This window comes from Nocardioides sp. Leaf307, from assembly GCF_001423135.1.
GTDB classification, from domain to species: Bacteria; Actinomycetota; Actinomycetes; order Propionibacteriales; family Nocardioidaceae; genus Nocardioides; species Nocardioides kribbensis.
Window position 1 is genome coordinate 524,052 of the sequence record NZ_LMNY01000003.1, and the last position, 22,619, is coordinate 546,670.

Annotated in this window: 23 protein-coding genes; 18 read left to right on the top strand and 5 right to left on the bottom strand. The window is 73.8% G+C overall.

All coding sequences use genetic code 11. The features are described from left to right. Nucleotides 1-121: 121 nt before the first annotated feature. From ASF50_RS17275 to ASF50_RS17285, 4 genes are all read left to right on the top strand, one after another. A complete protein-coding gene (locus ASF50_RS17275; RefSeq protein WP_056864857.1) occupies nt 122-328 on the top strand; it encodes a helix-turn-helix domain-containing protein in 207 nt (68 codons plus the stop codon). Between the two features lie 122 nt (nt 329-450). After that, on the top strand, nt 451-552 hold the full coding sequence (locus ASF50_RS18640) for a 30S ribosomal protein bS22 (protein ID WP_008356322.1): 102 nt from the start codon (nt 451-453) through the stop codon (nt 550-552). A gap of 24 nt (nt 553-576) precedes the next feature. Continuing rightward, the gene (locus ASF50_RS17280) at nt 577-1,638 is read left to right on the top strand and encodes an NAD-dependent epimerase/dehydratase family protein (RefSeq protein ID WP_056905303.1); all 1,062 of its coding nucleotides are present in this window, start codon (nt 577-579) and stop codon (nt 1,636-1,638) included. Beyond that, nucleotides 1,631-2,869 carry a lysophospholipid acyltransferase family protein gene (locus ASF50_RS17285; RefSeq protein ID WP_056905304.1) on the top strand — a complete coding sequence of 413 codons (1,239 nt, stop codon included), beginning with the start codon at nt 1,631-1,633 and terminating at the stop codon, nt 2,867-2,869. The genes ASF50_RS17280 and ASF50_RS17285 overlap by 8 nt, the downstream gene beginning before the upstream one ends. Before the next feature lie 61 nt (nt 2,870-2,930). Here the strand turns inward: ASF50_RS17285 and ASF50_RS17290 are convergent, their stop codons facing one another. From ASF50_RS17290 to ASF50_RS17300, 3 genes are all read right to left on the bottom strand, one after another. Next, nucleotides 2,931-4,151, bottom strand: a complete 1,221-nt coding sequence (locus tag ASF50_RS17290) for a DUF5667 domain-containing protein (RefSeq protein ID WP_056905305.1) — start codon at nt 4,149-4,151, stop codon at nt 2,931-2,933. A 205-nt stretch (nt 4,152-4,356) separates the two neighbouring features. After that, nucleotides 4,357-5,133: a sigma-70 family RNA polymerase sigma factor gene (locus tag ASF50_RS17295; RefSeq protein WP_056905306.1), complete on the bottom strand. Its 777-nt coding sequence runs from the start codon at nt 5,131-5,133 to the stop codon at nt 4,357-4,359. 180 nt (nt 5,134-5,313) lie between these two features. Next, complete coding sequence (locus tag ASF50_RS17300; RefSeq protein WP_200919146.1) at nt 5,314-6,198, bottom strand: HAD family hydrolase; 885 nt, start codon at nt 6,196-6,198, stop codon at nt 5,314-5,316. A 64-nt stretch (nt 6,199-6,262) separates the two neighbouring features. Here ASF50_RS17300 and ASF50_RS17305 point away from each other — a divergent pair, with 64 nt between their 5' ends. The 7 genes from ASF50_RS17305 to hemB all read left to right on the top strand — a co-directional run bounded on the left by ASF50_RS17305 (nt 6,263) and on the right by hemB (nt 14,213). Next, on the top strand, nt 6,263-8,002 hold the full coding sequence (locus ASF50_RS17305) for an AMP-binding protein (protein WP_056905307.1): 1,740 nt from the start codon (nt 6,263-6,265) through the stop codon (nt 8,000-8,002). Beyond that, nucleotides 7,999-8,259, top strand: a complete 261-nt coding sequence (locus tag ASF50_RS17310; protein ID WP_056905308.1) for a glutaredoxin family protein — start codon at nt 7,999-8,001, stop codon at nt 8,257-8,259. The genes ASF50_RS17305 and ASF50_RS17310 overlap by 4 nt, the downstream gene beginning before the upstream one ends. 252 nt (nt 8,260-8,511) lie before the next feature. Further along, entirely contained in the window at nt 8,512-9,237 is a 726-nt protein-coding gene (locus tag ASF50_RS17315; RefSeq protein WP_056864851.1) for a redox-sensing transcriptional repressor Rex, read from the top strand. Further along, nucleotides 9,234-10,547 carry a glutamyl-tRNA reductase gene (locus tag ASF50_RS17320; RefSeq protein WP_056905309.1) on the top strand — a complete coding sequence of 438 codons (1,314 nt, stop codon included), beginning with the start codon at nt 9,234-9,236 and terminating at the stop codon, nt 10,545-10,547. The genes ASF50_RS17315 and ASF50_RS17320 overlap by 4 nt, the downstream gene beginning before the upstream one ends. Beyond that, nucleotides 10,544-11,506 (top strand): hydroxymethylbilane synthase, encoded by a 963-nt coding sequence (gene hemC, locus ASF50_RS17325; protein WP_056905310.1) that lies wholly within the window; start codon nt 10,544-10,546, stop codon nt 11,504-11,506. Before ASF50_RS17320 ends, hemC begins: the two co-directional genes overlap by 4 nt. Before the next feature lie 2 nt (nt 11,507-11,508). Continuing rightward, a complete protein-coding gene (locus ASF50_RS17330; RefSeq protein ID WP_056864848.1) occupies nt 11,509-13,188 on the top strand; it encodes a uroporphyrinogen-III synthase in 1,680 nt (559 codons plus the stop codon). A gap of 47 nt (nt 13,189-13,235) precedes the next feature. Next, on the top strand, nt 13,236-14,213 hold the full coding sequence (hemB, locus tag ASF50_RS17335; RefSeq protein WP_082503371.1) for a porphobilinogen synthase: 978 nt from the start codon (nt 13,236-13,238) through the stop codon (nt 14,211-14,213). A gap of 70 nt (nt 14,214-14,283) precedes the next feature. On the opposite strand, the gene ASF50_RS17340 is transcribed toward hemB, so the two are convergent. After that, the gene (locus tag ASF50_RS17340) at nt 14,284-15,504 is read right to left on the bottom strand and encodes a lytic murein transglycosylase (RefSeq protein ID WP_056905311.1); all 1,221 of its coding nucleotides are present in this window, start codon (nt 15,502-15,504) and stop codon (nt 14,284-14,286) included. A gap of 293 nt (nt 15,505-15,797) precedes the next feature. Here ASF50_RS17340 and hemL point away from each other — a divergent pair, with 293 nt between their 5' ends. The 6 genes from hemL to ccsB are packed head-to-tail and all read left to right on the top strand — an operon-like array spanning nt 15,798 to nt 21,835. Next, complete coding sequence (gene hemL / locus ASF50_RS17345; RefSeq protein WP_056905312.1) at nt 15,798-17,141, top strand: glutamate-1-semialdehyde 2,1-aminomutase; 1,344 nt, start codon at nt 15,798-15,800, stop codon at nt 17,139-17,141. After that, on the top strand, nt 17,138-17,818 hold the full coding sequence (locus ASF50_RS17350) for a histidine phosphatase family protein (protein WP_056864845.1): 681 nt from the start codon (nt 17,138-17,140) through the stop codon (nt 17,816-17,818). Before hemL ends, ASF50_RS17350 begins: the two co-directional genes overlap by 4 nt. After that, nucleotides 17,815-18,396, top strand: coding sequence for a TlpA disulfide reductase family protein (locus tag ASF50_RS17355; RefSeq protein ID WP_056905313.1), 582 nt, complete (start codon nt 17,815-17,817; stop codon nt 18,394-18,396). The genes ASF50_RS17350 and ASF50_RS17355 overlap by 4 nt, the downstream gene beginning before the upstream one ends. Nucleotides 18,397-18,399: 3 nt before the next feature. Then, entirely contained in the window at nt 18,400-19,155 is a 756-nt protein-coding gene (locus ASF50_RS17360; RefSeq protein ID WP_056864843.1) for a cytochrome c biogenesis CcdA family protein, read from the top strand. Continuing rightward, nucleotides 19,152-20,795 carry a cytochrome c biogenesis protein ResB gene (locus tag ASF50_RS17365; protein WP_228942714.1) on the top strand — a complete coding sequence of 548 codons (1,644 nt, stop codon included), beginning with the start codon at nt 19,152-19,154 and terminating at the stop codon, nt 20,793-20,795. The genes ASF50_RS17360 and ASF50_RS17365 overlap by 4 nt, the downstream gene beginning before the upstream one ends. Next, on the top strand, nt 20,792-21,835 hold the full coding sequence (gene ccsB / locus ASF50_RS17370; protein ID WP_056864842.1) for a c-type cytochrome biogenesis protein CcsB: 1,044 nt from the start codon (nt 20,792-20,794) through the stop codon (nt 21,833-21,835). Before ASF50_RS17365 ends, ccsB begins: the two co-directional genes overlap by 4 nt. A 69-nt stretch (nt 21,836-21,904) precedes the next feature. Here ccsB and ASF50_RS17375 read toward each other — a convergent pair whose 3' ends face one another. Next, on the bottom strand, nt 21,905-22,156 hold the full coding sequence (locus tag ASF50_RS17375) for a hypothetical protein (RefSeq protein WP_056905314.1): 252 nt from the start codon (nt 22,154-22,156) through the stop codon (nt 21,905-21,907). 90 nt (nt 22,157-22,246) lie between these two features. Between ASF50_RS17375 and ASF50_RS17380 the strand changes: the two genes are divergently transcribed. Then, a complete protein-coding gene (locus tag ASF50_RS17380; RefSeq protein ID WP_056864840.1) occupies nt 22,247-22,558 on the top strand; it encodes a DUF4229 domain-containing protein in 312 nt (103 codons plus the stop codon). Nucleotides 22,559-22,619: the final 61 nt, after the last annotated feature.

Genomic DNA, 22,619 nt, shown 5'->3' on the forward strand with positions numbered 1-22,619 from the left:
CAGTCCAACTCGCGTCCCCTCTTCCCCACGAGTCACTTCTGGCCCTATTCTCACGGCTACGTGGCCGTGGGAGCACTGGCGGGGAAGCTGGTGGCGTGCCGCAACAGAAAGTCGGTGCTCGATGATTGCCAACACGCCCGGAGACATCTCCGACGCCAATTTCCTGACCGTCGCCGAGGTGGCGGCCATGATGCGCGTCTCGAAGATGACGGTCTACCGCCTGGTGCACAACGGCGACCTCGCCGCGGTGCGCGTGGGTCGTTCCTTCCGCGTCCGTGAGGAGGACGCCAACGAGTACATCCGGCGCAGCTTCTACGACGCCGGCTGACCGCCCTGCCGGCGGGGACGGTCTGCTCGGGCGACCCTGATTCTGCGGCTCACCTCCGGGCGGATAGGCTGACCGGGCCCTGCGTCGACACGCAGGGCCTACCAGTCTCGAAAGGTTCACCCGTGGGTTCTGTCATCAAGAAGCGGCGCAAGCGCATGGCCAAGAAGAAGCACCGCAAGCTGCTCAAGAAGACGCGCGTCCAGCGTCGCAAGCTCGGCAAGTAAGACCGGCCGGTCGGTCGAGGTGTCGTGAGCCGCGTCGTGCTCGTGACCGGGGTCTCCCGAGACCTCGGTCGTCGCTTCGCGCGCACGCTGGCCCTCGACCCGACCGTCAGCCGTGTCATCGGCGTCGACGTCACCCCGCCCCGGGGCGACTTCGGCGACGTGTCGTTCGTGCGGGCCGACATCCGCAACCCGGTGATCGCCAAGGTGATCGCCAAGGAGGACGTCGACACCGTCGTCCACATGAGCGTGATCTCCACCCCCAGCGGCGCCGGGGGCAGGAACTCGATGAAGGAGCTCAACGTCATCGGGACGATGCAGCTCCTCGCGGCGTGCCAGCGCGCCGAGAGCGTGAGCCGTCTCGTCGTGAAGTCGACGACGACGGTCTACGGCGCCAGCAACCGTGACCCGGCGATGTTCACCGAGGACATGGAGCCCCGGCGTCCCGCCCGGGCGGGCTACGCCAAGGACGTCGCCGAGATCGAGGGCTACGTCCGCGGCTTCGCGCGGCGCCGACCCGACGTGGGCGTCACCATGCTGCGCTGCGCCAACGTGATCGGGCCTCACGTCTCCAGCCCGATGACGTCCTACTTCCGCAGCCCCGTCGTGCCCACCGTGCTCGGCTACGACGCCCGGCTGCAGTTCCTGCACGAGCGCGACCTGTTCTCCGCGCTCAGCCACGCCGTGACCGAGGACGTCGCCGGCACCTACAACGTCGCCGGCGACGGCATCCTCATGCTCTCGCAGGCCGTACGCCGCCTCCAGCGCCCCACCGTGCCGCTGCCGGGCCTGGCCCTGGGACGACTCTCCTCGACGCTGCGCTCGACCGGGATCGCCGACCTGTCGCCCGAGCTGCTCGGCATGCTGACCTACGGCCGCGGTGTCGACACCACGCGCATGCGCGAGGGTCTCGGCTTCACCCCCGAGTTCAGCACCGCGGAGGCCTTCGCCGACTTCGCCGCCCTCATGCCCAGCGGCCCCCGGCGCAGCGAGCGCGTGCTCGCCGGGCTCGGCCGGGTCTTCCCCGTGCCCGAGCCCGACCCGGTCGGCCCCCGCGCCGTGCCGGCCCTCGGGAGCGACCGTGGGTGACGCCGAGATCATCCCCATCGGCACCCGCGGACGGCCCGGACGAGGCACGGGCACGGCGCCGTCGTCGGCCGCCCGCGGTCTCGCCGGCGGAGCCGGCGGCGAGCCGCGTCCGGTGCGACGCAAGGCCGACGCCGCCCGCCGCGCCGACGCGGCGACCGGGCCGGTGGACGAGGCCCCCGGCGCCGCGGACCCCGCCACCGAGCCCGTCGTGCAGCCCGCCGCCGAGCCCGCCGACGAGTCCCTCGTCGAGCCGTCCGGCACGGAGACCCCCGCGACCCTGCCCGAGGGGGAGTCGCCGCGGCCCGCGGTGACCGCGCGCGAGCGGCACCCCCACGCCGGCATCCCGGCCGCCGACCTGCTCGCGGCCTTCCAGCACGCCAGCCGGGAGCTGTTCGGCGAGCAGTGGGAGGCGCAGCTGGCCCACTTCCTGGCCTTCCTGCGCCGTCGCGTCACCGGCGACTACGCCGTCGACGAGTACGGCTTCGACCAGGAGGTCACGCAGCGCTTCTTCATGGCGGCCCTGCGTCCGATCGCCGAGAAGTGGTTCCGCATCGAGGTGCGCGGCATCGAGAACATCCCGGCCGAGGGCGGTGCCCTGGTGGTCTCCAACCACTCGGGCACGCTGCCGATCGACGGGCTGATGACGATGGTGTCGATCCACGACCGGGCCGAGCGCTTCCTGCGCCCGCTCGGCGCCGACCTGGTCTTCCGGATGCCGTTGGTCAGCTCCCTGGCCCGCAAGAGCGGCGCCACCCTGGCCTGCTCCGAGGACGCCGAGCGGATGCTGCGCGGCGGCGAGCTGGTCGGGGTGTGGCCCGAGGGGTTCAAGGGGATCGGCAAGCCCTACTCGCAGCGTTACAAGCTGCAGCGCTTCGGTCGCGGCGGGTTCGTCTCCGCCGCCCTGCGCACCGGCGTGCCGATCGTGCCGCTGTCGGTGGTCGGCGCCGAGGAGATCTACCCCCTGATCGGCAACATCCCGTCGCTGGCCCGCCTGCTGGGTGTGCCGTACCTCCCCATCACGCCGCTCTTCCCGCTGCTCGGGCCGCTAGGCCTCGTGCCGCTGCCCTCGAAGTGGCTGCTGGAGTTCGGCGAGCCGATCCGCACCGACGAGTTCGACGCCGGTGCCGCCGACGACCCCATGCTCGTCTTCGACGTCACCGACCAGGTGCGCGAGACCATCCAGCAGACGCTCTACACGCTGCTGATGGAGCGCGAGTCCGTCTTCCGCTGATCCTCGTCGCCCGTCCGGCACCGGCAGGCCCGGCAGGCCCGGCCCGGGTCGTCGCAGTCGATCAGCCGCCGGTGAGCGGGTCGGTCAGACCGCCCACGACGCCACCCACACCACCGACGACGCCGCCCACGGTGTCCTCGAGGTCGTCGACGACCTCGCCGAGGTCCTCACCCACGTCGCCGCCGCCGGGACCCGAGACGGGCTCGTCGCCGTCGAGGAGGTCGGTGAGGGGGTCCTTGCCGCCGCCGGTGGAGGGGGAGCCGTCGTCGCCGCCGCCACCGCCACCGGGGGAGGGGCTGGGGAGCACCTCGGTGGGGCCGGTCTGGCCGCCCTGCGGCGGCACCGTGACACTGCCGGGACCCAGCGGCTGCTGGCGCTGGCGGGGACGGGTGGTCTCGGAGTCGGCGCGCGCGCCGGTGCCGGCGGTGAGCACGTCGTCGCTGAGCCGGCCGACGGCCTGCAGCAGCCACGACGGGATCCGGGTGATCCCCTCGCCGGCGCAGGCCGGGCACAGCTGGTCGACCTGCGCGTCGATGGTGGCGAGCACGTCGCCGGCGCGCACGAGGGAGCCCCGGGTCTCCTCGGGCAGCAGGCCCGAGAGGGCGTCGAGGTCGGCCAGGCTGGTCGCGGTGAAGTCCTTGAGCTCGGTGATCGAGCCCTCCCGACCGGTCTCGGCGTAGTCGCCGATGAGCAGGTCGCCGGCCTCGGCGGCCTGGACCGCGAAGTCGTCGAGGGTGCGGGTGATCACCGCGGCGTCCTCGACCTCGCCGGAGCGGCTCAGCTGGTCGACCTCGGCCAGACGGCCCGAGGCGTTGGCCAGGAGCGTCGCGCCCTTGTCGTCGTCGCCGACGCTGACGCCGGTGTGGGCGTTCTCGATCGCGCGCTTGAGCGGGTAGAGCACGTCACCGGGCAGCGCGCTCTGGGCGGCCACGGCCATCGTGGAGGTGGCGCCGACGACCGCGAGACCACCAATGGCGGCGGCGAGGCGCCGCTCGCGACGGCCGTGGCGGGGAGCGACGGTGAGGCGGTCGACGACCGCGGGGGACGTGCGAGTGGCGACCAGCTCCGAGGCCGCCGCGGTCATCAGCCGCTCGCGCAGGTCGAGCACGAAGTCGGGCCGCGGCTCGGGGGCGGGCTCGGCGCGCAGGGCCTCGACGAGGGCGAGCAGCTCGGCGTGGCGCGCCGCGTCGGCCCGGCCGGTCGAGGAGTCCTCGACGAGACGGGCGAACTCCTCCGCGCGGCGTCGTGCCGGGCGGAAGGCGTCGCGGTGACCGGTGCTCATCCCTGCTGTCCTGTCGTCGTCGCCGAGGGGCTCGGCAGATGGGTCGGGGCGCCGGACGCGCGGTGGGCCGACACCAGGGAGAACGACGCGCCGGGCGCGAAGGTTACGCCTCGTGACGAGGCGATCGCCACGGGATCGCAGCAGGGTGCAGGCACTCGGGCAGGCACGCTGCGCAAGCGGGGGAGGGAGGCGGCGGAGGCGGTCATCAGTCGCGGATCCCCTCGGGCATCAGCTTGGCCAGGTTGCGCACGCCGCGCAGCTGGAGCTGCTTGATCGCGCCGTCGCTGCGGCCGAGCACGGCTGCGGTCTCGGCGATGCTCATGCCCTGCAGGAAGCGCATCACCAGGCAGTCGCGCTGCTCGTCGGGGAGCTCGCCGAGCGCGCTCACCAGCATCTCGTTGGTCAGGCCCGCGAGCACGGTGGCCTCCGGGCTCTCGGTCGCGTCGTCGTGCTGACCCATGTCCTCGGTGGTCAGCTCGAGGCGGGTGCGACCGGCCTTGAAGTGGTCGGTGGCCAGGTTGCGCGCGATGGTCATCAGCCAGGCGCCGAAGTCCTTGCCCTGCCAGCGGAAGTTCTGCATGCTCCGCAGCGCCCGGAAGAAGGTCTCGGAGGTGAGGTCCTCGGCCAGCGAGGAGGACCGGGTGCGGTAGTAGAGGAAGCGGTAGACCGCGACGTGGTAGTGGTCGTAGAGCAGGCCGAAGGCCTCGCTGTCGCCACCGCGGGCCAGCTCGACCAGCGCGATGAGGCGGGTGCGGTCGGCCTCCGACTCCTCCGACGACGTGGCCAGGTCGCCGTCGCCGAAGCCTCCGGGTCCCCCGGTCCCGGGGACCCCGGGACGGTCGTCGGCGCCGGCGGCCTCGGTGCGCAGGGCGGACCAGGCGGGGCCGTCGGGGGCCAGGAGGGGCGTGGGGGCCAGCAGGGTCGCGACCGCGGCGCGCAGGGCGTCGAGCCCGCGCGCGACGTCATCGGCGTCCCACGGCATGTCGCTGCGTCCTCCCCACGTGCTCCCCCACAGAGCCACTCGATGGTAGGACGCCGCGGAGCCGGTGGGAATGGAATCGGGCAAATGAAATGTGACACGGAGTTACATCCCCGGGTCGTGCGGTGGCGCCGGTGGAGGCGCCGGCAGTGGCGCCGGCAGTGTGCCGACGACTCCGGAGGTTCAGCCGCGGCGGCCGCGCACCGCGACGCCGGCGGCGACGGTGCCGCTGACGGCCCCGGCGGCGGCACCGACGAGCAGCCCGGCGCGGGCGGCCTTGCGCCCGGTGCGGTAGTCGCGGACGCGCCAGCCCTGCTCGCGGGCGTGGTGGGCCAGCCGGGAGTCGGGGTTGATGGCGCAGGCGTCGCCGACCATCGAGAGCATCGGCAGGTCGTTGAAGGAGTCGGAGTAGGCCGAGCACAGGGAGAGGTCGAGGCCCTCCCGGGTCGCCAGGGCGCGCACCGCCTCGGCCTTGGCCGGGCCGTGCAGCATGTCGCCCACCAGGCGGCCGGTGTAGACGCCGTCCTCGGTCTCGGCCACCGTGCCCATCGCGCCGGTCAGCCCGAGCCGTCGCGCGATGATGCGGGCGATCTCGACCGGTGCGGCCGTGACCAGCCAGACCCGCTGCCCCTGGTCGAGGTGGAGCTGGGCAAGGGCCCGGGTCCCGGGCCAGATGCGGTGGGCCATGGCCTCGTCGAAGATCTCCTCGCTGAGCTCCTCCAGCTCGGTCACGGTGTGACCGGCGATGAAGCCGAGCGCGGAGTTGCGGGCCTCGGCGACGTGGTCGGGGTCCTCCACGCCCACCACCCGGAAGTAGGCCTGCTTCCAGGCGGCCCCGACGATCTCGCGGGTGGTGAAGAACTTGCGCCGGTGCAGCCCGCGGGCGAGGTGGAAGATGCTCGCGCCCTGCATGACGGTGTTGTCGACGTCGAAGAAGGCCGCACGCAGCGGGTCGGCCGGCATGTGCAGGGCGGTCTCCACCTCGGCGGCCGCGGCCGCGGCCTCGCCGGCCAGCGTCGAGCGCTGCTGCAGGTTGGGGAGCGTGCGCCGCTCGGCCGGGGGTGTCACGGGACCAGACTAGGAGATGTGGCGTCGGTCTCCCACCCGTGCGCCGTGTGGGAAGATCGCCCGCATGCCGACGCCGTCCGACGCCGCCTCCGAGGCGGGTCTCAGCGGCCTGCTCGGCCTGGCCGCCAGCCGCAGCCCCGACAAGCTGGCCGTCGTCGAGGCCGAGGGCCCGCAGGCCCGCGGCGTCACCTGGGCCGAGCTCGACGACGAGGTCGGGCGGGTCGCCACCGGCCTCGGGGCCGCCGGTGTCGTGGCCGGACACCGGATCATGCTGGCCCTCGGCAACCGCATCGAGTTCGTGGTCGCCTACCTCGCGGCCCTGCGGGTGCAGGCCGTGGTCGTGCCGGTCAACCCCCGGGGCAGTCGCGACGAGCTGGTGCGCACGCTCGCCGACAGCGGCTCGCGCCTGGTGCTCGCCGACGCCGGCTCGGTCACCCGGGTCCGCGAGGCCGTGGCCCGGCTGACCGCGCTGCTCGACGCGCAGGACCCCGCCGACCCCGCCGACCCCGCCGACCCCGCCGACCCCGCCGACCCCGCCGACCCCGCCGACCCCGCCGACCCCGCCGACCCCGCCGACCCCGCCGGCGACACCTCGCCGCCCGTGCCCCCCGAGGTGCTGGCGCGGGCCCGGCGTCCGCGGCTGGTCGTCGTGGGGGCCACGCTGCGACCGGGCGAGCGGTCCTACGACCACCTGCGGGCCTCCGCGCCCTCGAGGCCCCACCCACCCCTGCGCGACCCCGAGGCCCTCGCCGTGCTGCTCTACACCAGCGGCACCTCCGGCCGCCCGCGCGCCGCGATGCTCAGCCACCGCGCCCTGCGGGCCAACCTCGAGCAGGTCGCGGCGGTGGACCCGCCGATGATCCACGGCGACGACGTCGTGCTCGGCGCCCTCCCGCTCTTCCACGTCTACGGCCTCAACGCCGTGCTCGGCGGGGTGCTGCGCCACCGCGCCAAGCTGGTGCTGGTCGACCGCTTCGACCCGCTCGACGCGCTCGACCTGATCGAGGACCAGGCGTGCAGCGTCGTGCCCGTGGCACCGCCGGTCTTCGCGGCCTGGCGCCACGACGAGCACCTCGAGGAGCGGCTCGGACCCGTCCGCCTGCTGCTCTCCGGGGCGGCCCCCCTCGCGCCGGAGCTGGTGGAGGAGGTCTTCGGCCGCACCCGGGTGGTCGTGCACCAGGGCTACGGGCTGACCGAGGCCGCGCCGATCGTCACCAGCACGCTGTGCAGCCGGCGCCTCCAGGCGGGCTCGGTCGGCGCCGCCCTGCCCGGCATCGAGCTGCGCCTGGTCGACGAGGCCGGTGGCACGCCGGAGGGCGAGGACCCCGGCGAGATCCACCTGCGCGGCGCCAACCTCTTCAGCGGCTACTGGCCCGACGGCAGCGACGGGCCCGACGCCGAGGGCTGGTGGGCCACGGGCGACGTCGGCTTCCTCGACGCGAGCGGCGACCTCTTCCTCGTCGACCGGGTCAAGGAGGTCGTCATCGTGTCGGGCTTCAACGTCTACCCCGCCGAGGTCGAGGACGTCGTGCGCGAGGTCGTCGGCGTGCGGGAGGTGGCTGTCGTGGCCAGCCCCGACCCCGCCACGGGCGAGACGGTCGTCGCCTACGTGCGCGCGCCCGGGCAGGTGCCCGAGGAGGTCGTGGCCGCGATCCGCTTCCGCTGCGACCTGCGCCTGGCCCGCTTCAAGCGCCCGACCCGCATCGAGGTCGTCGACGCGCTCCCGCTGACGGTGACCGGCAAGGTGCAGAAGGGCGTGCTGCGCGCCGCCGAGCGCCGCCGGGCCGAGGGGTCGGCCCCGTGAGCCCCGTGAGTCCTGCGGCGCCGCGGGTGCGGATCTACTCGCGGCCGGGCTGCCACCTGTGCGAGCAGGCGCGCGAGGTCGTGGCGCAGGTGTGCGCCGAGCTCGGCGAGCAGTTCGAGGAGGTGTGGATCGACGACGACCCCGCCCTCGTCGAGGCGTACGGCGACGAGGTGCCGGTCACGATGGTCGACGGTCGCCGCCACGACTTCTGGCGCGTCGACCCGACCCGGCTGCGGGCCGCGCTCACCCGGGGCTGACCCGCCCGGGGCCGCCGGGCCCCGCCCAGGACCGACCCCGTGCGCGTGGGTCATCTCACATGTGCTAGCCCGGGTCGCGCCCGTGCGGCGCGAGGCCCCGCGGCACGGCGCGGGAGAGGCGGCGGGCGGGCCGCGGGAGCGGCGTACGGCCGGTTTGTTCTCCCGTTCACAAACTCCTACAGTGAATTCGCCGCGAAGCGAATCCGGGCTGTCAGGCCCCCGCCGTCCGCGGCTGGGCATGGAGACAGAGCAGTGACCGCACGGACTTCCCCCGAGGCGTCCCGGGACATCCCCGAGGCCACCGTGGCGCGACTCCCCGTGTACCTGCGCGCGCTCACGAGCCTCGTCGAGGCCGGCACCCGCACCTGCTCCAGCGAGGAGCTGGCCGGTGCGGCCGGCGTCAACAGCGCCAAGCTGCGCAAGGACCTGTCCTACCTCGGCTCCTACGGCACGCGCGGCGTCGGCTACGACGTCGACTACCTGCGCTACCAGATCGCCCGCGAGATCGGCGTGGAGCAGGACTGGCCCGTCGTCATCGTCGGCATCGGCAACCTGGGCCACGCGCTGGCGAACTTCTCCGGCTTCCGCAGCCGCGGCTTCCGGGTGGTGGCCCTGCTCGACGCCGACCCGAGCCGCCACGACGAGGTCGTCGCCGGCATCGACGTGCGCCCCTTCGTCGACCTGGAGGCGATCGTGCGCGAGCACGGCGTGGCGATCGGCGTCATCGCGACACCGGCCGTGGCCGCCCAGGACGTCGCCGACCGCATGGTCGGCTGCGGCATCACCAGCATCCTGAACTTCGCACCGACCGTGCTGTCGGTGCCCACGGGGGTCGACGTGCGCAAGGTCGACCTGTCCATCGAGCTGCAGATCCTCGCCTACCACGAGCAGCGCAAGGCCCAGGGCGAGGCGACGCCCGCGACGACGGGCCCCGGCGACCCGGCTCACGACGAGCTGGTCCGAGAGGAGACGGCATGAGCGTCCTGGTCGTGGGGATCTCCCACAACTCCGCCCCGGTCTCGCTGCTGGAGCAGGTGGCGCTCGACCGCGACGGGGTGGCCAAGCTCGTCCACGACGTCGCCTCGTGCGACCACGTCACCGAGGCCACCGTCATCTCCACCTGCAACCGGCTCGAGGTCTACGCCGACGTCGACCGCTTCCACGGCTCGGTCGAGGAGCTGTCGACGCTGCTGGTCGACCGCGCCGGCGAGGCGACCGAGACGATGCTGCCGCACCTCTACGTGCACTACGACGACGGCGCCGTCTCCCACCTCTTCCAGGTCGCGGCCGGCCTCGACTCGATGGCCGTCGGCGAGGGCCAGATCCTCGGCCAGACCCGCGAGGCGCTGCGCCTGGGCCAGGAGCTCGGCACGGTGGGCACCTCCCTCAACGTGCTCTTCCAGCAGGCCCTGCGCGTCGGCAAGCGCTCGCGCGCCGAGACCGACATCGACCAGGCCGCCCCCTCGCTGGTGACCGCCGCACTCGCGCGCGCCCGCGACGAGATCGGCGAGGTCGCCGGCCGCCGCGTGCTGGTGCTCGGCGCCGGGGCCATGGCCGGGCTCTCGGTGGCCACGGTGAGCCGGCTGGAGGCCGGCGAGGTCGTCGTGCTCAACCGCACCCCCGAGCGCGCCCGCCGCCTGGCCCGCGAGTACGACGCGCGCCCCGCCTCGCTCCCGGAGCTCGGCGCCGAGCTCGCCCACGCCGACGTGGTCGTCACGTGCACCGGCGCCACCGGGGTGCTCGTCACCCGCGACATGGTCGCGGCCGCGCGGCCCGACGGCCGCCCGCTGGTGCTGCTCGACCTCGCGCTGCCCCACGACGTCGACCCCGCGGTGGCCGACCTGCCGGGCGTCACCCTGGTCAACCTCGCCGAGCTGGCCTCCGAGGTGCAGGACTCCGACGCGGGCCTGGAGGTCGCCGCCGTGCGCAGCATCGTCACGCAGGAGGTCGCGGCCTTCCTCACCGCGCGTCGCCAGGCCAGCGTCACCCCGACCGTGGTCGCGCTGCGCTCGATGGCCACCTCGGTCGTCGACGCGGAGATGACCCGGCTGGGCAACCGCCTGCCCGACCTCGACGAGGCGGCGCGCGCCGAGATCCTCCACACGGTGCGCCGGGTGGCCGACAAGCTGCTCCACGAGCCGACCGTGCGCGTGCGCGAGCTGGCCAACGAGGCCGGCGCGGTCTCCTACGCCGCGGCGCTCGCCGAGCTCTTCGCCCTCGACCCCGAGGCGGTCTCGGCCGTGACCCGCCCCGCCGTGCCCGACGACGCCCGCCGGGGCTCCGCGTGAGCGCCCCCGTGCGCGTGGGCACGCGCCGCTCGCTGCTGGCCACCACCCAGGCCGGCACCGTGGCCGACCTGGTGCGCGACCTGCTGGGCCGCGAGGTGGTGCTCGTCGAGGTCACCACCGAGGGCGACCGCAGCCAGGCCGCCGGCACCCCGCTGGTGCAGTCGAGCTCCACCGGGGTCTTCGTCGGCGCCCTGCGCGACGCCCTGCTGCGCGGCGACGTCGACGTGGCCGTCCACTCGCTCAAGGACCTCCCCACCTACCCCGCCGCCGGCATCGCGCTGGTCGCCGTACCCGAGCGCGAGGACCCGCGCGACGTCGTCGTGGGCCGTGACGGGCTGACCCTCGGCGAGCTGCCGGTCGGCAGCCGGGTCGGCACGGGCTCGCCGCGCCGCGCCGCCCAGCTGCACGCGCTCGGTCTCGGTTTGGACGTCGTCGGCGTCCGTGGCAACGTCGACTCGCGCATCGCCAAGGTGCGCGCGGGCGACGTCGACGCCGTCGTCCTGGCGCGGGCCGGGCTGGCCCGGATCTACCGGCTCGAGGAGGTCAGCGAGGTGCTCGACCCGCTGCAGGTGCTGCCCGCCCCCGGGCAGGGCGCGCTGGCCGTGGAGTGCCGCGCCGAGGACCCCCTCGCCACCGACCTGGCCGCGCTCGACCACGCCCCCACCCGGGCCGCGGTCGAGGCGGAGCGCGCCGTCCTGGCCACCCTCGAGGGCGGCTGCTCGGCCCCCATCGGCGCCCTCGCGGACGTCGTCGAGGGCGAGGACGGCGACGAGCTGTGGGTGAGGGCCGTGGCGCTCTCGCTCGACGGAACCCTCTCGGTGCGGAAGTCCGCATCCGGGAGCACCTCCGACGCCGTCGGCGTCGGCACCCGGTTGGCGCAGGAGATGCTCGCCGACGGGGCAGGACAGCTGGACCAGCCAGGCCCAGCCATCGATACCGATCCAGACAGGGACTCATGAGCATGACGCGAGCCAAGTCCAGCCAGACCAGCGCCACGACCAGCCCGAGCCGGGGCTGGGTGTCGTTCGTCGGCAGCGGCCCGGGTGACCCCGACCTGCTGACCGTGCGCGCCGTCGACCTCGTGCGCCAGGCCGACGTGGTCGTCACCGAGTCCCCCGAGCACGTCGCGCTCGTGCGCACGCTGCTCGGCCTGCCCGAGCCCGTGGAGCCGGCCGACGGCGAGCCCGCCCCCGAGCCGGTCGGGCCCGAGATGGTCGACGGCGGCTTCGGCGAGGACGGCCAGCCGCTGACCCACGCCGCGCGCGCCAAGGTCGTCGTCAAGCAGGCCAAGCGCGGACGCCGCGTGGTGCGCCTCATGACCGGCGACCCCTTCCTCTACGCCTCCGGCCCCGAGGAGGCGCAGGCCTGCGCCAAGGCCGGCCTCGGCTTCGAGATCGTGCCGGGCGTCTCCTCGGTCAGCGCCGTGCCCGCCTACGCCGGCATCCCGCTGACCACCAAGGACCACCGCGAGGTCGCCGTGGTCACGTGCGACGCCAGCGTCGACTGGAGCCAGTACGCCGACGACCGCACCCTCGTGCTGCTCTCCGGCGTCGGCATGATCGGCGAGATCAGCAAGGCCCTGATGGCCGCCGGTCGCCCGGCCTCGACGCCGGTCGCCATGACCCGCGTCGGCACGACCACGACCCAGTCGACGGTCTGCTCGACGCTGGAGCACATCGCCGCCGACGCGCGCGCCGCCCGGATGAGCCCGCCGGCCGTCACGGTCATCGGCAAGGTCGTCGACCTGCGCGAGACGCTGTCGTGGTTCGAGACCAAGCCGCTCTTCGGCTGGCGCGTGCTCGTGCCGCGCACCAAGGACCAGGCCGGCGTCCTCTCCACCCGGCTGCGCGGCTACGGCGCGGTGCCCGAGGAGGTCCCGACGATCTCGGTGGAGCCGCCGCGCAACCCGCTGCAGATGGACAAGGCCGTGCGCGGCCTGGTCGAGGGCCGCTACGAGTGGATCGCCTTCACCTCGGTCAACGCCGTCAAGGCCGTGCGCGAGAAGTTCGAGGAGTACGGCCTCGACGCCCGCGCCTTCTCCGGGCTGAAGATCGCCGCGGTCGGCGACAAGACCGCGGCCGCGATCGCGGCCTGGGGCCTGAGGGCCGACCTGGTGCCCTCCGGCGAGCAGTCGGCCGCCGGCCTGCTGGCCGACTGGCCCGAGTACGACGACGTCCTCGACCCGATCAACCGGGTCTTCCTGCCGCGCGCCGACATCGCCACCGAGAACCTCGTGGCCGGCCTGATCGACCTGGGCTGGGAGTGCGACGACGTCACGGCCTACCGCACGGTGCGCGCCACCCCGCCGCCGGCGCCGACCCGCGACGCCATCAAGACCGGCAAGTTCGACGCCGTGGTCTTCACCTCCTCCTCCACGGTGCGCAACCTGGTCGGCATCGCCGGCAAGCCGCACCCCTCCACGGTGATCGGCGTCATCGGCCCCGCCACGGCCAAGACCGCCGAGGAGCACGGGCTGCGCGTCGACGTCATGTCGCCCAAGCCCGACGTCGAGGAGCTGGTCGACGCGCTGGCCGACTTCGGCGCCGCGCGCCGGGCCGCCATGGTGGAGCAGGGCCAGGCCGTCACGCGGCCCTCCGACCGCAAGCCGTCGGCGCGCTCGCGCAAGGTCCGCGCGGAGTGAGCCCGGCCGCGCCCGGGGGCCCGACGGACCCCGTCGTCCACCCGCCGGTGGCCGGACCGACCATCCGGCCCCGGCGGCTGCGCACGACGCCGGCCCTGCGCCGCATGGTCGCGGAGACCTCCCTGGAGCCGCGCCAGCTCGTGCTGCCGCTCTTCGTGCGCGAGGGGCTCTCCGAGCCCGTGCCGATCACCTCGATGCCCGGCGTCTTGCAGCACTCGCGCTCGAGCCTGCTCGGCGCGGTCGCCGAGGCCGCCGAGCTCGGCCTGGGCGGGGTCATGCTCTTCGGCGTGCCCGAGCACAAGGACGCCACCGGCTCGGGTGCGCTCGATCCCGCGGGGATCCTCAACCTGGCCATCACCGACGTGGTGGGCGAGGTGGGCGACGCCCTGACCGTCATGAGCGACCTGTGCCTCGACGAGTTCACCGACCACGGCCACTGCGGGGTGCTCACCCCCGACGGGCGCGTCGACAACGACCGCACCCTGGCGATCTACGCCGAGATGGCGCGCGCCCAGGCCCACGCCGGCGTCGACATGGTCGGCCCCAGCGGCATGATGGACGGCCAGGTGCGGGTCATCCGCGAGGCGCTCGACGCCGCCGAGCACACCGACGTGTCGATCCTGGCCTACTCCACGAAGTACGCCTCCGCCTTCTACGGCCCCTTCCGCGAGGCCGTGGACTCCTCGCTCCAGGGCGACCGGCGCACCTACCAGCAGGACGGCGCCAACGCCCGCGAGGGCGTGCGGGAGGCGCTCCTCGACGTCGAGGAGGGCGCCGACATGGTGATGGTGAAGCCGGCGCTGGCCTACCTCGACGTGCTGCGCCAGGTGCGCGACGCCGTGCGGGTGCCGGTGGCGGCCTACAACATCTCGGGGGAGTACTCCATGGTCGAGGCGGCCGCCGCGCGCGGCTGGATCGACCGCGAGCCCGCGATCCTGGAGACGCTGACCTCGATCCGGCGCGCCGGCGCCGACGTGGTGCTCACCTACTGGGCCGCCGAGGCGGCCCGGCTGCTGCGCCGCTGACCTCGTGCCCGGCCGGCCCCGCCGGTGGGGCGGGGGCCGGACCGGGGGCCGGGCGGGCCCCCGGTCACGATCAGGGCGTCGTGTAGTCCTCGACGCACTGGTCGAACTTGTCGGTGCTGCTCAGCGGGTTGTCGAGCAGGCCCTCGAGGGTGCACTGCACGATCGCCTGGGCCACGGTGAGCACGTCGTCGACGGGCTCGACGCCGGTCTCGGGCAGGTCGGGGAGGTCGGGCACCGGCAGCTGCGGGCCGTTGCCGCCCCCACCGGGGTTGGTGGGGTTGGTCGGGCCGGTGGGCCCGCCGTCGCCCTTCGGCGGGGTGGTGGGAGCCGGGTCCTCGGCCTGCGGGGTCGAGTCGACCTGGGGCTGCTGCGGCTGCGCCTGCGGCTGGCCGCCGCCCTGGCTGGGTCCGCGGGCCGGCGGCGGCTTCGGCGGGGTGTAGTCGGGGTCGGGCATGATCACGCCGGCCGCGGTGGTCGAGCTCGGCACCGAGGTGTAGTCGCCGTCGGTGTAGGCGTCCATGATCGACAGCACGAGCTGCACGTAGTCGTCGGAGCGGTTGTAGCGGAAGACCGAGGCCTCCTGGCCCGCGGTGGTCGACAGGTCGTCGCTGCCGGAGCAGAGGTAGACCGCCGTGCCGAGCGCGGCGTCGTCGACGTCCTGCGGGTCGCGCCGACCGTCGCCGTCGGCGTCGACGCCGACCGAGCGCCAGGTGGACGGGATGAACTGCATCGGGCCGACGGCGCGGTCCCACTGCGTGTCGTTGTCCAGCTCCCCGGCGTCGGTGTCGGAGATGGCCTGGGTGTTGTTGCGCCCGTTGAGGGCGATGCCGTAGATCCCGGGCTGGGCGACGCCGTCGGCGTCGAGGGTGTTGCCGGCGTACTGGCCGTGGTTGGACTCGACGCGACCGATGGCCGCGACCAGCTGCCAGGGCAGGTTGCAGGACTTGTCGGCGGCGTTGATGACGGTCTCGGCGCGCTGGTAGGCGGCCAGCGCGGCCGACGGGATGCCGGAGCTGGAGGCGGTGGAGACGGCCTGCTGGGCGCGGCGGCCGTCGAGGCCGTCGGCGAGCCCGGCGAGGGAGCCGCCGCCGGAGACCGAGGCCGGCGCCTCGATGGCCTGCGCCGGCACGGTCGAGCCGTCGGGCAGGGAGGTGGGGTCGGCGAGCTCGGCCGACACGGGGACGGTGGTGGCCGCGGGGCCGACCAGCGAGGCGGTCCAGGCCGCCGACACGAGCGCGAGCGGGACCAGGGCGGTCACGCTCTTGACGCGTGCGGTCTTCTTCGCTGCCATGCTTCTCGTCTCCCGGTGGTGTCGCTCGTCGTGCTCCCTCAAGCACCTGTGACGGACCTAACGGAGGATGTCACGTCCAGGTTACGGACCGGTAGGAATCCCAGGATCCGTCGCGTGGGTCACATTCTCCGTCCGCCCGGGCATCCTCCCCGGCCCGGTCGGCCCGCAAACGCCCCCTCCGGCGCGCCGAGGAGGTGTCCGGCAGGTGGTTCGGTGTGCTCCCGGTCACGGCTTGGTCGCTCCGGGGCCCGCCGCGACTTCGTGTCGTTGGCGCCGCGAGGGATGATGAGGACGTGAGTCCCGCACCCACCGACGCCCACCCGCCCGCACCGCCCACGGCCTCCGGAGAGCTCTTCGCCCGGGCCCACGCGGTGACCCCCGGTGGTGTGAACTCCCCGGTGCGCGCCTTCAACGCCGTCGGAGGCACCCCCCGCTTCATCCGCTCGGCCAGCGGGGCCTGGCTCACCGACGTCGACGGCAACGACTACGTCGACCTCATCTGCTCCTGGGGCCCGATGCTGCTCGGCCACGCCCACCCCGAGGTGATGTCGCAGGTGCAGGCCGCGGTGGCGCGCGGCACGTCGTACGGCACCCCGACCGAGCCCGAGGTCCTGCTGGCCGAGGAGATCGTCGCGCGCACGCCGGTCGACAAGGTCCGCTTCGTCTCCTCCGGCACCGAGGCCACCATGTCGGCCATCCGGCTGGCCCGCGGCTTCACCGGTCGCGACGTCGTCGTGAAGTTCGCCGGGTGCTACCACGGCCACGTCGACGCCCTGCTGGCCTCGGCCGGCTCGGGTCTCGCCACCTTCGCCGTGCCGGGCACCCCCGGCGTGCCGGCCTCCTCGACCGAGCTGACGCTGGTGCTGCCCTACAACGACCGGGCGGCGGTGGAGAAGGTCTTCGCCGAGCACGGCGACCGCATCGCCTGCCTGGTCACCGAGGCCTCGCCGGGCAACATGGGCGTCGTGCCCCCTGAGCCGGGCTTCAACCGCTTCCTGGCCGAGACCTGCACCCGCCACGGCGCGCTCTTCGTGAGCGACGAGGTGATGACCGGCTTCCGGGTGACCCGCGAGGGCCAGTGGGGCCTCGACGGCAAGGTCGAGGGCTGGCGCCCCGACCTGATCACCTTCGGCAAGGTGATGGGCGGGGGCTTCCCGGCGGCGGCCTTCGGGGGTCGAGCCGACGTGATGTCGCAGCTCTCGCCCGAGGGGCCGGTCTACCAGGCCGGCACCCTGTCGGGTAACCCGGTCGCGACCACGGCCGGGCTGGCCACGTTGCGCCTGGCCACCGACGAGGTCTACGCCCACATCGGCGCCGCCGCCGAAACGATCAAGGTCGCGGCCGCCGAGGCGCTGACGACGGTCGGCCTGCCGCACGTCGTGCAGGCCACCGGCACGATGTTCTCGGTGTTCCTCACCGAGGGCCCGGTCCGCGACTTCGAGGACGCCTCGCGCACCGACGCCCCCGCCTACGCCGCCTTCTTCCACGCGATGCTCGAGCGCGGCGTCTACCTCCCGCCGTCGGCCTACGAGGCGTGGTTCCTCTCCGCCGCCCACGACGACCGCGCCGTGCAGACCGTGCTCGACGCCCTGCCCCACGCCGCCCGTGCGGCCGCCGCCGCGAGGAGCGTCGCATGAGCAGCCCCGACACGATCGTCCACCTGATGCGCCACGGCGAGGTGCACAACCCCGAGGGAGTGCTCTACGGACGCCGCGACGGCTTCCACCTCTCCGCGCTCGGGGTGCGGATGGCCGAGAAGGTCGCCGACACGATCAAGGACCGCGACATCGTCCACCTGCGGGTCTCGCCGCTGGAGCGGGCCCAGGAGACGGCGCAGCCGCTGGCGCAGGCCCGTGGCCTCGACGTCGTCACCGACCCGCGGGTCATCGAGTCGACCAACAAGTTCGAGGGCGAGCAGTTCGGGGCCGGCAGGAACGCCCTGCGCAACCCCGCGACGTGGCGCCACCTGTGGAACCCCTGGAAGCCCTCCTGGGGCGAGCCCTACACCGACATCGTCGCGCGGATGATGTCGGCGGTCCACGACGCGCGGATCGCCGCGGCCGGTCACGAGGCGGTCGTGGTCTCCCACCAGCTGCCCATCTGGACCACCCGGCTGGCCGCGGAGAAGCGCTCCTTCCTCCACCACCCCAAGAGCCGCACCTGCACGCTGTGCTCGCTGACCTCGCTGCACTTCGTCGGCGACCGGCTGACCCAGGTCTCCTACTCCGAGCCCGCCGGCGACCTGATCCCGGTCGGCGACCGGTCGGCGCCTTTCTCCGCCGGCGGCACCACGGAGGAGTCGAAGCCGTCATGACCCCTCGCGCGCGCCGGCTCACGGCCGGCCTGGCCCTGGCCTGCTCGGTGGTGCTCGGCACCGCGGGCTGCTCGTCGCTGCGCGGCACCGACGACGGGGTCACCTACATCCAGGGCGGGGGCGCGGTCACCGAGTACGCCCCCGACGAGCGCGAGGAGCCCGTGGTGCTGCGCGACCAGCCCACGACCACGGGCGGCACGGTCAGCATCGAGCCGGGCACCGTGACGGTGGTCAACGTGTGGTGGAGCGGCTGCGGGCCCTGCCGCACCGAGATGCCGCTGCTCACCGAGGCCGACCGCGAGCTCGGCGACAGCGTCGACTTCGTGGGCATCAACATCCGCGACACCAGCGCCACCCAGGCCGCGACCTTCGAGCGGGCGCGGGGCGTCGACTACCCCTCGATCTACGCCCCCGACGGGCGGGCGCTGCTGGCCTTCTCGGGCTCGGTCGCGCCCCAGACGATGCCCTCCACCGCGGTGCTCGACACCGAGGGCCGGGTGGCCGCGGTGATCAGCGGCGAGATCCCGAGCAAGCAGACCCTCCTCGACGTGGTCGAGACGGTCGTCGAGGAGGGCTGAGGCGTGGGTGACTGGTTCGGCCAGACGGCCTTCTCCGGCTCGCTGCTGCTCGCCGTCCCGGTGGCGGTGATCGCGGGGCTGGTCTCCTTCTTCTCGCCCTGCGTGCTGCCGCTGCTGCCCGGCTACCTCTCCTACGCCACGGGGCTCTCGGGCGCCGACATCGCCAGCGGCGACGTGCGCCGCGGGCGCATGCTCGCGGGCGCGGTGCTCTTCGTGCTCGGCTTCTCGGTGGTCTTCGTGCTCATCGGCATGGCCAGCGGCTCGGTCGGGGGCTGGCTGATCGTCAACCAGCGGCTGCTCGAGGTCGTGCTGGGCGTGGTCACCATCGTGCTGGGCCTGGCCTTCCTCGGGCTGGTGCCCTTCCTGGCCCGCGACCTGCGGGTGCACAAGGTGCCCGCGGTCGGCCTGGCCGCCGCACCGGTGCTGGGTTTCCTCTTCGGCGTCGGCTGGGCGCCCTGCATGGGCCCGACCCTGGGTGTCATCTTCACCCTCGCCTTCAACGAGGGCACGGCCGCCCGCGGGGGCCTGCTGATGGGGCTCTACTCCCTCGGCCTGGGCCTGCCCTTCATCGTCGCCGCGCTCGTGTGGCGCCGCGCGCTCGGCGCGCTGGCCTTCGTGCGCCGCCACCAGCAGGTCGTCACCCGCATCGGCGGCGGCATGCTGCTGCTGGTGGGCGTGCTCCTGCTCACCGGTGCCTGGGGCGAGATGGTCGCCTGGCTCCAGATCCACCTCGTCTCGGGCTACCAGGTGAGCGTGTGAGCACCGCGACGAAGGAGCGCGCCTCCGGCGCCACGCCGCCGCCGCGGCGTGCCGGCGAGCTGACCCTGGGCGAGCTGCTGCGCTTCGGCTGGCGCCAGCTCACCTCGATGCGCACCGCGCTCATCCTCCTGCTGGTGCTGGCCCTGGCCGCCGTGCCGGGCTCGATCGTGCCGCAGGAGGGCGTCGACGCGCTCAAGACGTCGAACTGGAAGGACGCCCACCCCACGCTCACGCCGATCTACGAGCGTCTGAGCCTCTTCGACGTCTACGGCTCGCCGTGGTTCGCGGCGATCTACATCCTGCTGATGATCTCGCTCATCGGCTGCATCATCCCGCGCACGTTCCACTACTGGCGCGGCCTGCGCGCCGTGCCGCCGGCGGCCCCGCGCAACCTGACCCGGCTGCCCGACAGCACCAGCTACACCACCGACGAGGACGTCGCCGAGGTCGAGGAGCGCGCCCGGCGCCTGCTGGCCAAGCGGGGCTACCGCGTGCGCCCGGCCCGCGACGGCGAGGACGCCGTGAGCGCCGAGCGCGGCTACCTGCGCGAGGCCGGCAACCTGGTCTTCCACCTCTCGGTGGTGGTGGTGCTGGTCGGCTTCGCCGTGGGCAGCCTGCTGGGCTACAAGGGCGGCGTGATCCTGCTCGTCGGCGACGACGCCGGCTTCACCAACCGGCTCACGCAGTACGACGACTTCGTGCCCGGCACCCTCTTCGGGGCCGACCAGCTCGACGACTTCGCCTTCGACGTCGACTCCTTCGACGTGGACTGGCTCGACAGCGGCCCGGCCCAGGGCCAGGCCCGCGGCTTCGTCAGCCACGTCTCCTACGTCGAGGGCCTCGACGACGCCCCCACCGAGTACGACCTGCGCGTCAACCACCCGCTGCAGATCGACGACACCGAGATCTTCCTCATCGGCCACGGCTACGCCCCCGTCATCACGGTGCGCGACGGCGAGGGCAACGAGGTCTACAGCGGGCCGACGATCTTCCTGCCGCAGAGCCCCGACTTCCTGTCCTTCGGCGTGGTCAAGGCCGCCGACGCCCAGCCGGGGCAGATCGGCCTGGAGGGGTTGTTCTACCCCACCTTCATCAACGTGGAGGGCGACCCGGTCAACGTCATGGGCGAGGCCAACAACCCCACCCTGTCGATGCAGGTCTACACCGGTGACCTCGGCCTCGACCAGGGCCAGTCGCAGTCGGTCTACGTGCTCGACAAGGCCGACGCCGAGCTGGTCACCAAGGCCGACGGCTCGCCCTTCCGCCTCGACCTGCAGGAGGGCCAGACCGAGACCCTGCCCGACGGGCTGGGCACGGTGACCTTCGAGGGCCTCGAGCGGTGGAACCGCATCCAGATCAGCCAGACCCCCGGCAAGGAGGTCGCCCTCATCGGCGTCTGCCTGGCCCTGCTCGGCCTGCTCGGCTCCCTCTTCATCCGTCCGCGTCGCGTCTGGCTGCGGGCGCGTCGCGAGGGGGGGAGCACACTGGTCGAGGTGGCCGCGCTCGACCGCTCCGGCGGCGGCGACGTGGGCGTCGTGCTCCAGCAGCTGGTCGCCGACCTCCGTCCCGGGGCCACCCCCGGCCACACCCCCGGTGCCGACGGCGCCGGACCCGCAACCACCGAGGAGAAGACGTCGTGAGCGACAGTGCATGGGAGGCCCTGAGCAACCAGGCCGTGGCCGCCGCAGGGCTGGTCTACTTCCTGGCCCTGCTGGCCCACCTGGTCGAGTGGAGCGCGCTGCGCAAGGTGCCCGTGGAGGCCGGCGCGCGGGAGACCGCGACGGTCGGCGCGGGCGGCCCGGCCGCCCCGGCGTACGGCGCGAGCGCCGAGCCGGCCGCGGGGTCCGAGGGCCCCGACCACGAGCACCGCATCGACCTCTTCGGGCGCATCGGCTTCTCGCTGACCGTGGTCGCGGGCCTGGTGCACGCCGTCTCGCTGCTCGCGCGCGGGATGGCCGCCGACCCCAACCGGGTGCCGTGGGGCAACATGTACGAGTTCACGCTCTCGGGCACCTTCGTGGTGACCCTGCTCTACGTCGTGATGCGCCGTCGCCTCGGGCTGAGCTGGATGGCCCCGCTGGTCGTGGGCTTCGTGCTCGTGCTGCTCATGGTCGACGTCATCTGGCTCTACGCCCCGGTCTCCCCGCTCACGGAGGCGCTCAACTCGCCCTGGCTGGTCATCCACGTGGTCTCCGCGGTCATCGCGACCGGTGCCTTCAGCCTCGGCGGCATCTGCTCGGTGCTCTACCTGCTCAAGGAGCGCTCGATCACGAAGGGCCGCGAGTCCTCGACCGGCTACCTCTCGCGGGTGCCGTCGCTGGCCGTGCTCGACCGCGTGTCCTACCGCCTGCACGCCTTCGCGTTCCCGGTGTGGACCTTCGCTGTGCTCATCACCGGCCCGATCTGGGCCCACCAGGCCTGGTCGAACTACTGGAACTGGGACCCCAAGGAGGTGTGGGCGTTCATCACCTGGGTCGTCTACGCCGCCTACCTCCACGCCCGCTCCACGGCCGGCTGGAAGGGTCGCAACGCCGCCTACCTCGCGCTGCTCGGCACCGCCACGCTGTGGTTCAACTTCATCGGGATCAACTTCTTCTCCACGACCTCCCAGCACAGCTACGCCGCCCCGGAGCCGGCCCCCGTGGTCGCCGAGGCGCCGGTCCTGGCCGGCGGGGCCTGACCCCCTGCGGTCCGCCCTGAGGGGCGGTGCCCGCGCGAGCGCGGCTCGCGCGGCTGAGGTGGTCGCGGCTCAGGTGGTCGCGGGCGGGTTGTCCGGGTCGTCGGGGTGCAGCCGCTTGCGGTCGAGGTCGCGCAGGAAGTCCTCGTCGTCGTCGGGAGCGACGATCCGGGGCTTGGGCTTGGGGCCCTTGGGTGCGGGCCGCGACGGCCGCGCCGCCGGGCGCTGCGGGCCCTGCTCGAGCAGGCCGCGGCGCTGGATGACGCGGATTGTGAGGTACGTCGCGAGGGCGAAGACGGCGATCACCAGCAGGAACTTGAGCACCCCTCCAGCGTAGGTGCCCGGTGGTCACCGGACCCGCGACCGCGACCGGTCGCCTCGGGGCCGGTGCCGGGTGCGGGCTACCCTGGGGGCGTGAAGGAGTTCGTCGTCTACACCGCCCTGCGCCTGGTCCTCTTCGCGGCCTCGCTGGCCGTCGTCATGGGCGTGTGGCTCAGCGTCGCCGGTCAGGCCAACCTGCTGTGGTCCTTCGTGCTCGCCTTCGTCATCAGCGGCATCGGCTCCTACTTCCTGCTCAACGGCCCGCGCGAGGCCTTCGCCCGGCGCGTCGACGAGCGGGCCCGCCGCGCGGCCAGCCGCTTCGAGGAGATCAAGGCGCGCGAGGACGCCGAGGACGCCGAGGACGAGCAGCGGCGCAGCGACGCCGGCGAGGCGCCCCGCGCCTGACCCGGCGCCCGCGTCCCACCCCTCGCGCGGCCGACCCGGCCGGCGCCCGCGAGGCCGTGGG

What these genes read in the sequence shown, in the direction of transcription:
- ASF50_RS17275 (WP_056864857.1), top strand. Translation starts at nt 122, where the DNA reads ATGATTGCCAACACGCCCGGAGACATCTCCGACGCCAATTTCCTGACC.
- ASF50_RS17290 (WP_056905305.1), bottom strand. Translation starts at nt 4,151, where the DNA reads ATGAGCACCGGTCACCGCGACGCCTTCCGCCCGGCACGACGCCGCGCG.
- ASF50_RS17295 (WP_056905306.1), bottom strand. Translation starts at nt 5,133, where the DNA reads ATGCCGTGGGACGCCGATGACGTCGCGCGCGGGCTCGACGCCCTGCGC.
- ASF50_RS17305 (WP_056905307.1), top strand. Translation starts at nt 6,263, where the DNA reads ATGCCGACGCCGTCCGACGCCGCCTCCGAGGCGGGTCTCAGCGGCCTG.
- ASF50_RS17320 (WP_056905309.1), top strand. Translation starts at nt 9,234, where the DNA reads ATGAGCGTCCTGGTCGTGGGGATCTCCCACAACTCCGCCCCGGTCTCG.
- ASF50_RS17330 (WP_056864848.1), top strand. Translation starts at nt 11,509, where the DNA reads ATGACGCGAGCCAAGTCCAGCCAGACCAGCGCCACGACCAGCCCGAGC.
- ASF50_RS17340 (WP_056905311.1), bottom strand. Translation starts at nt 15,504, where the DNA reads ATGGCAGCGAAGAAGACCGCACGCGTCAAGAGCGTGACCGCCCTGGTC.
- ASF50_RS17350 (WP_056864845.1), top strand. Translation starts at nt 17,138, where the DNA reads ATGAGCAGCCCCGACACGATCGTCCACCTGATGCGCCACGGCGAGGTG.
- ASF50_RS17355 (WP_056905313.1), top strand. Translation starts at nt 17,815, where the DNA reads ATGACCCCTCGCGCGCGCCGGCTCACGGCCGGCCTGGCCCTGGCCTGC.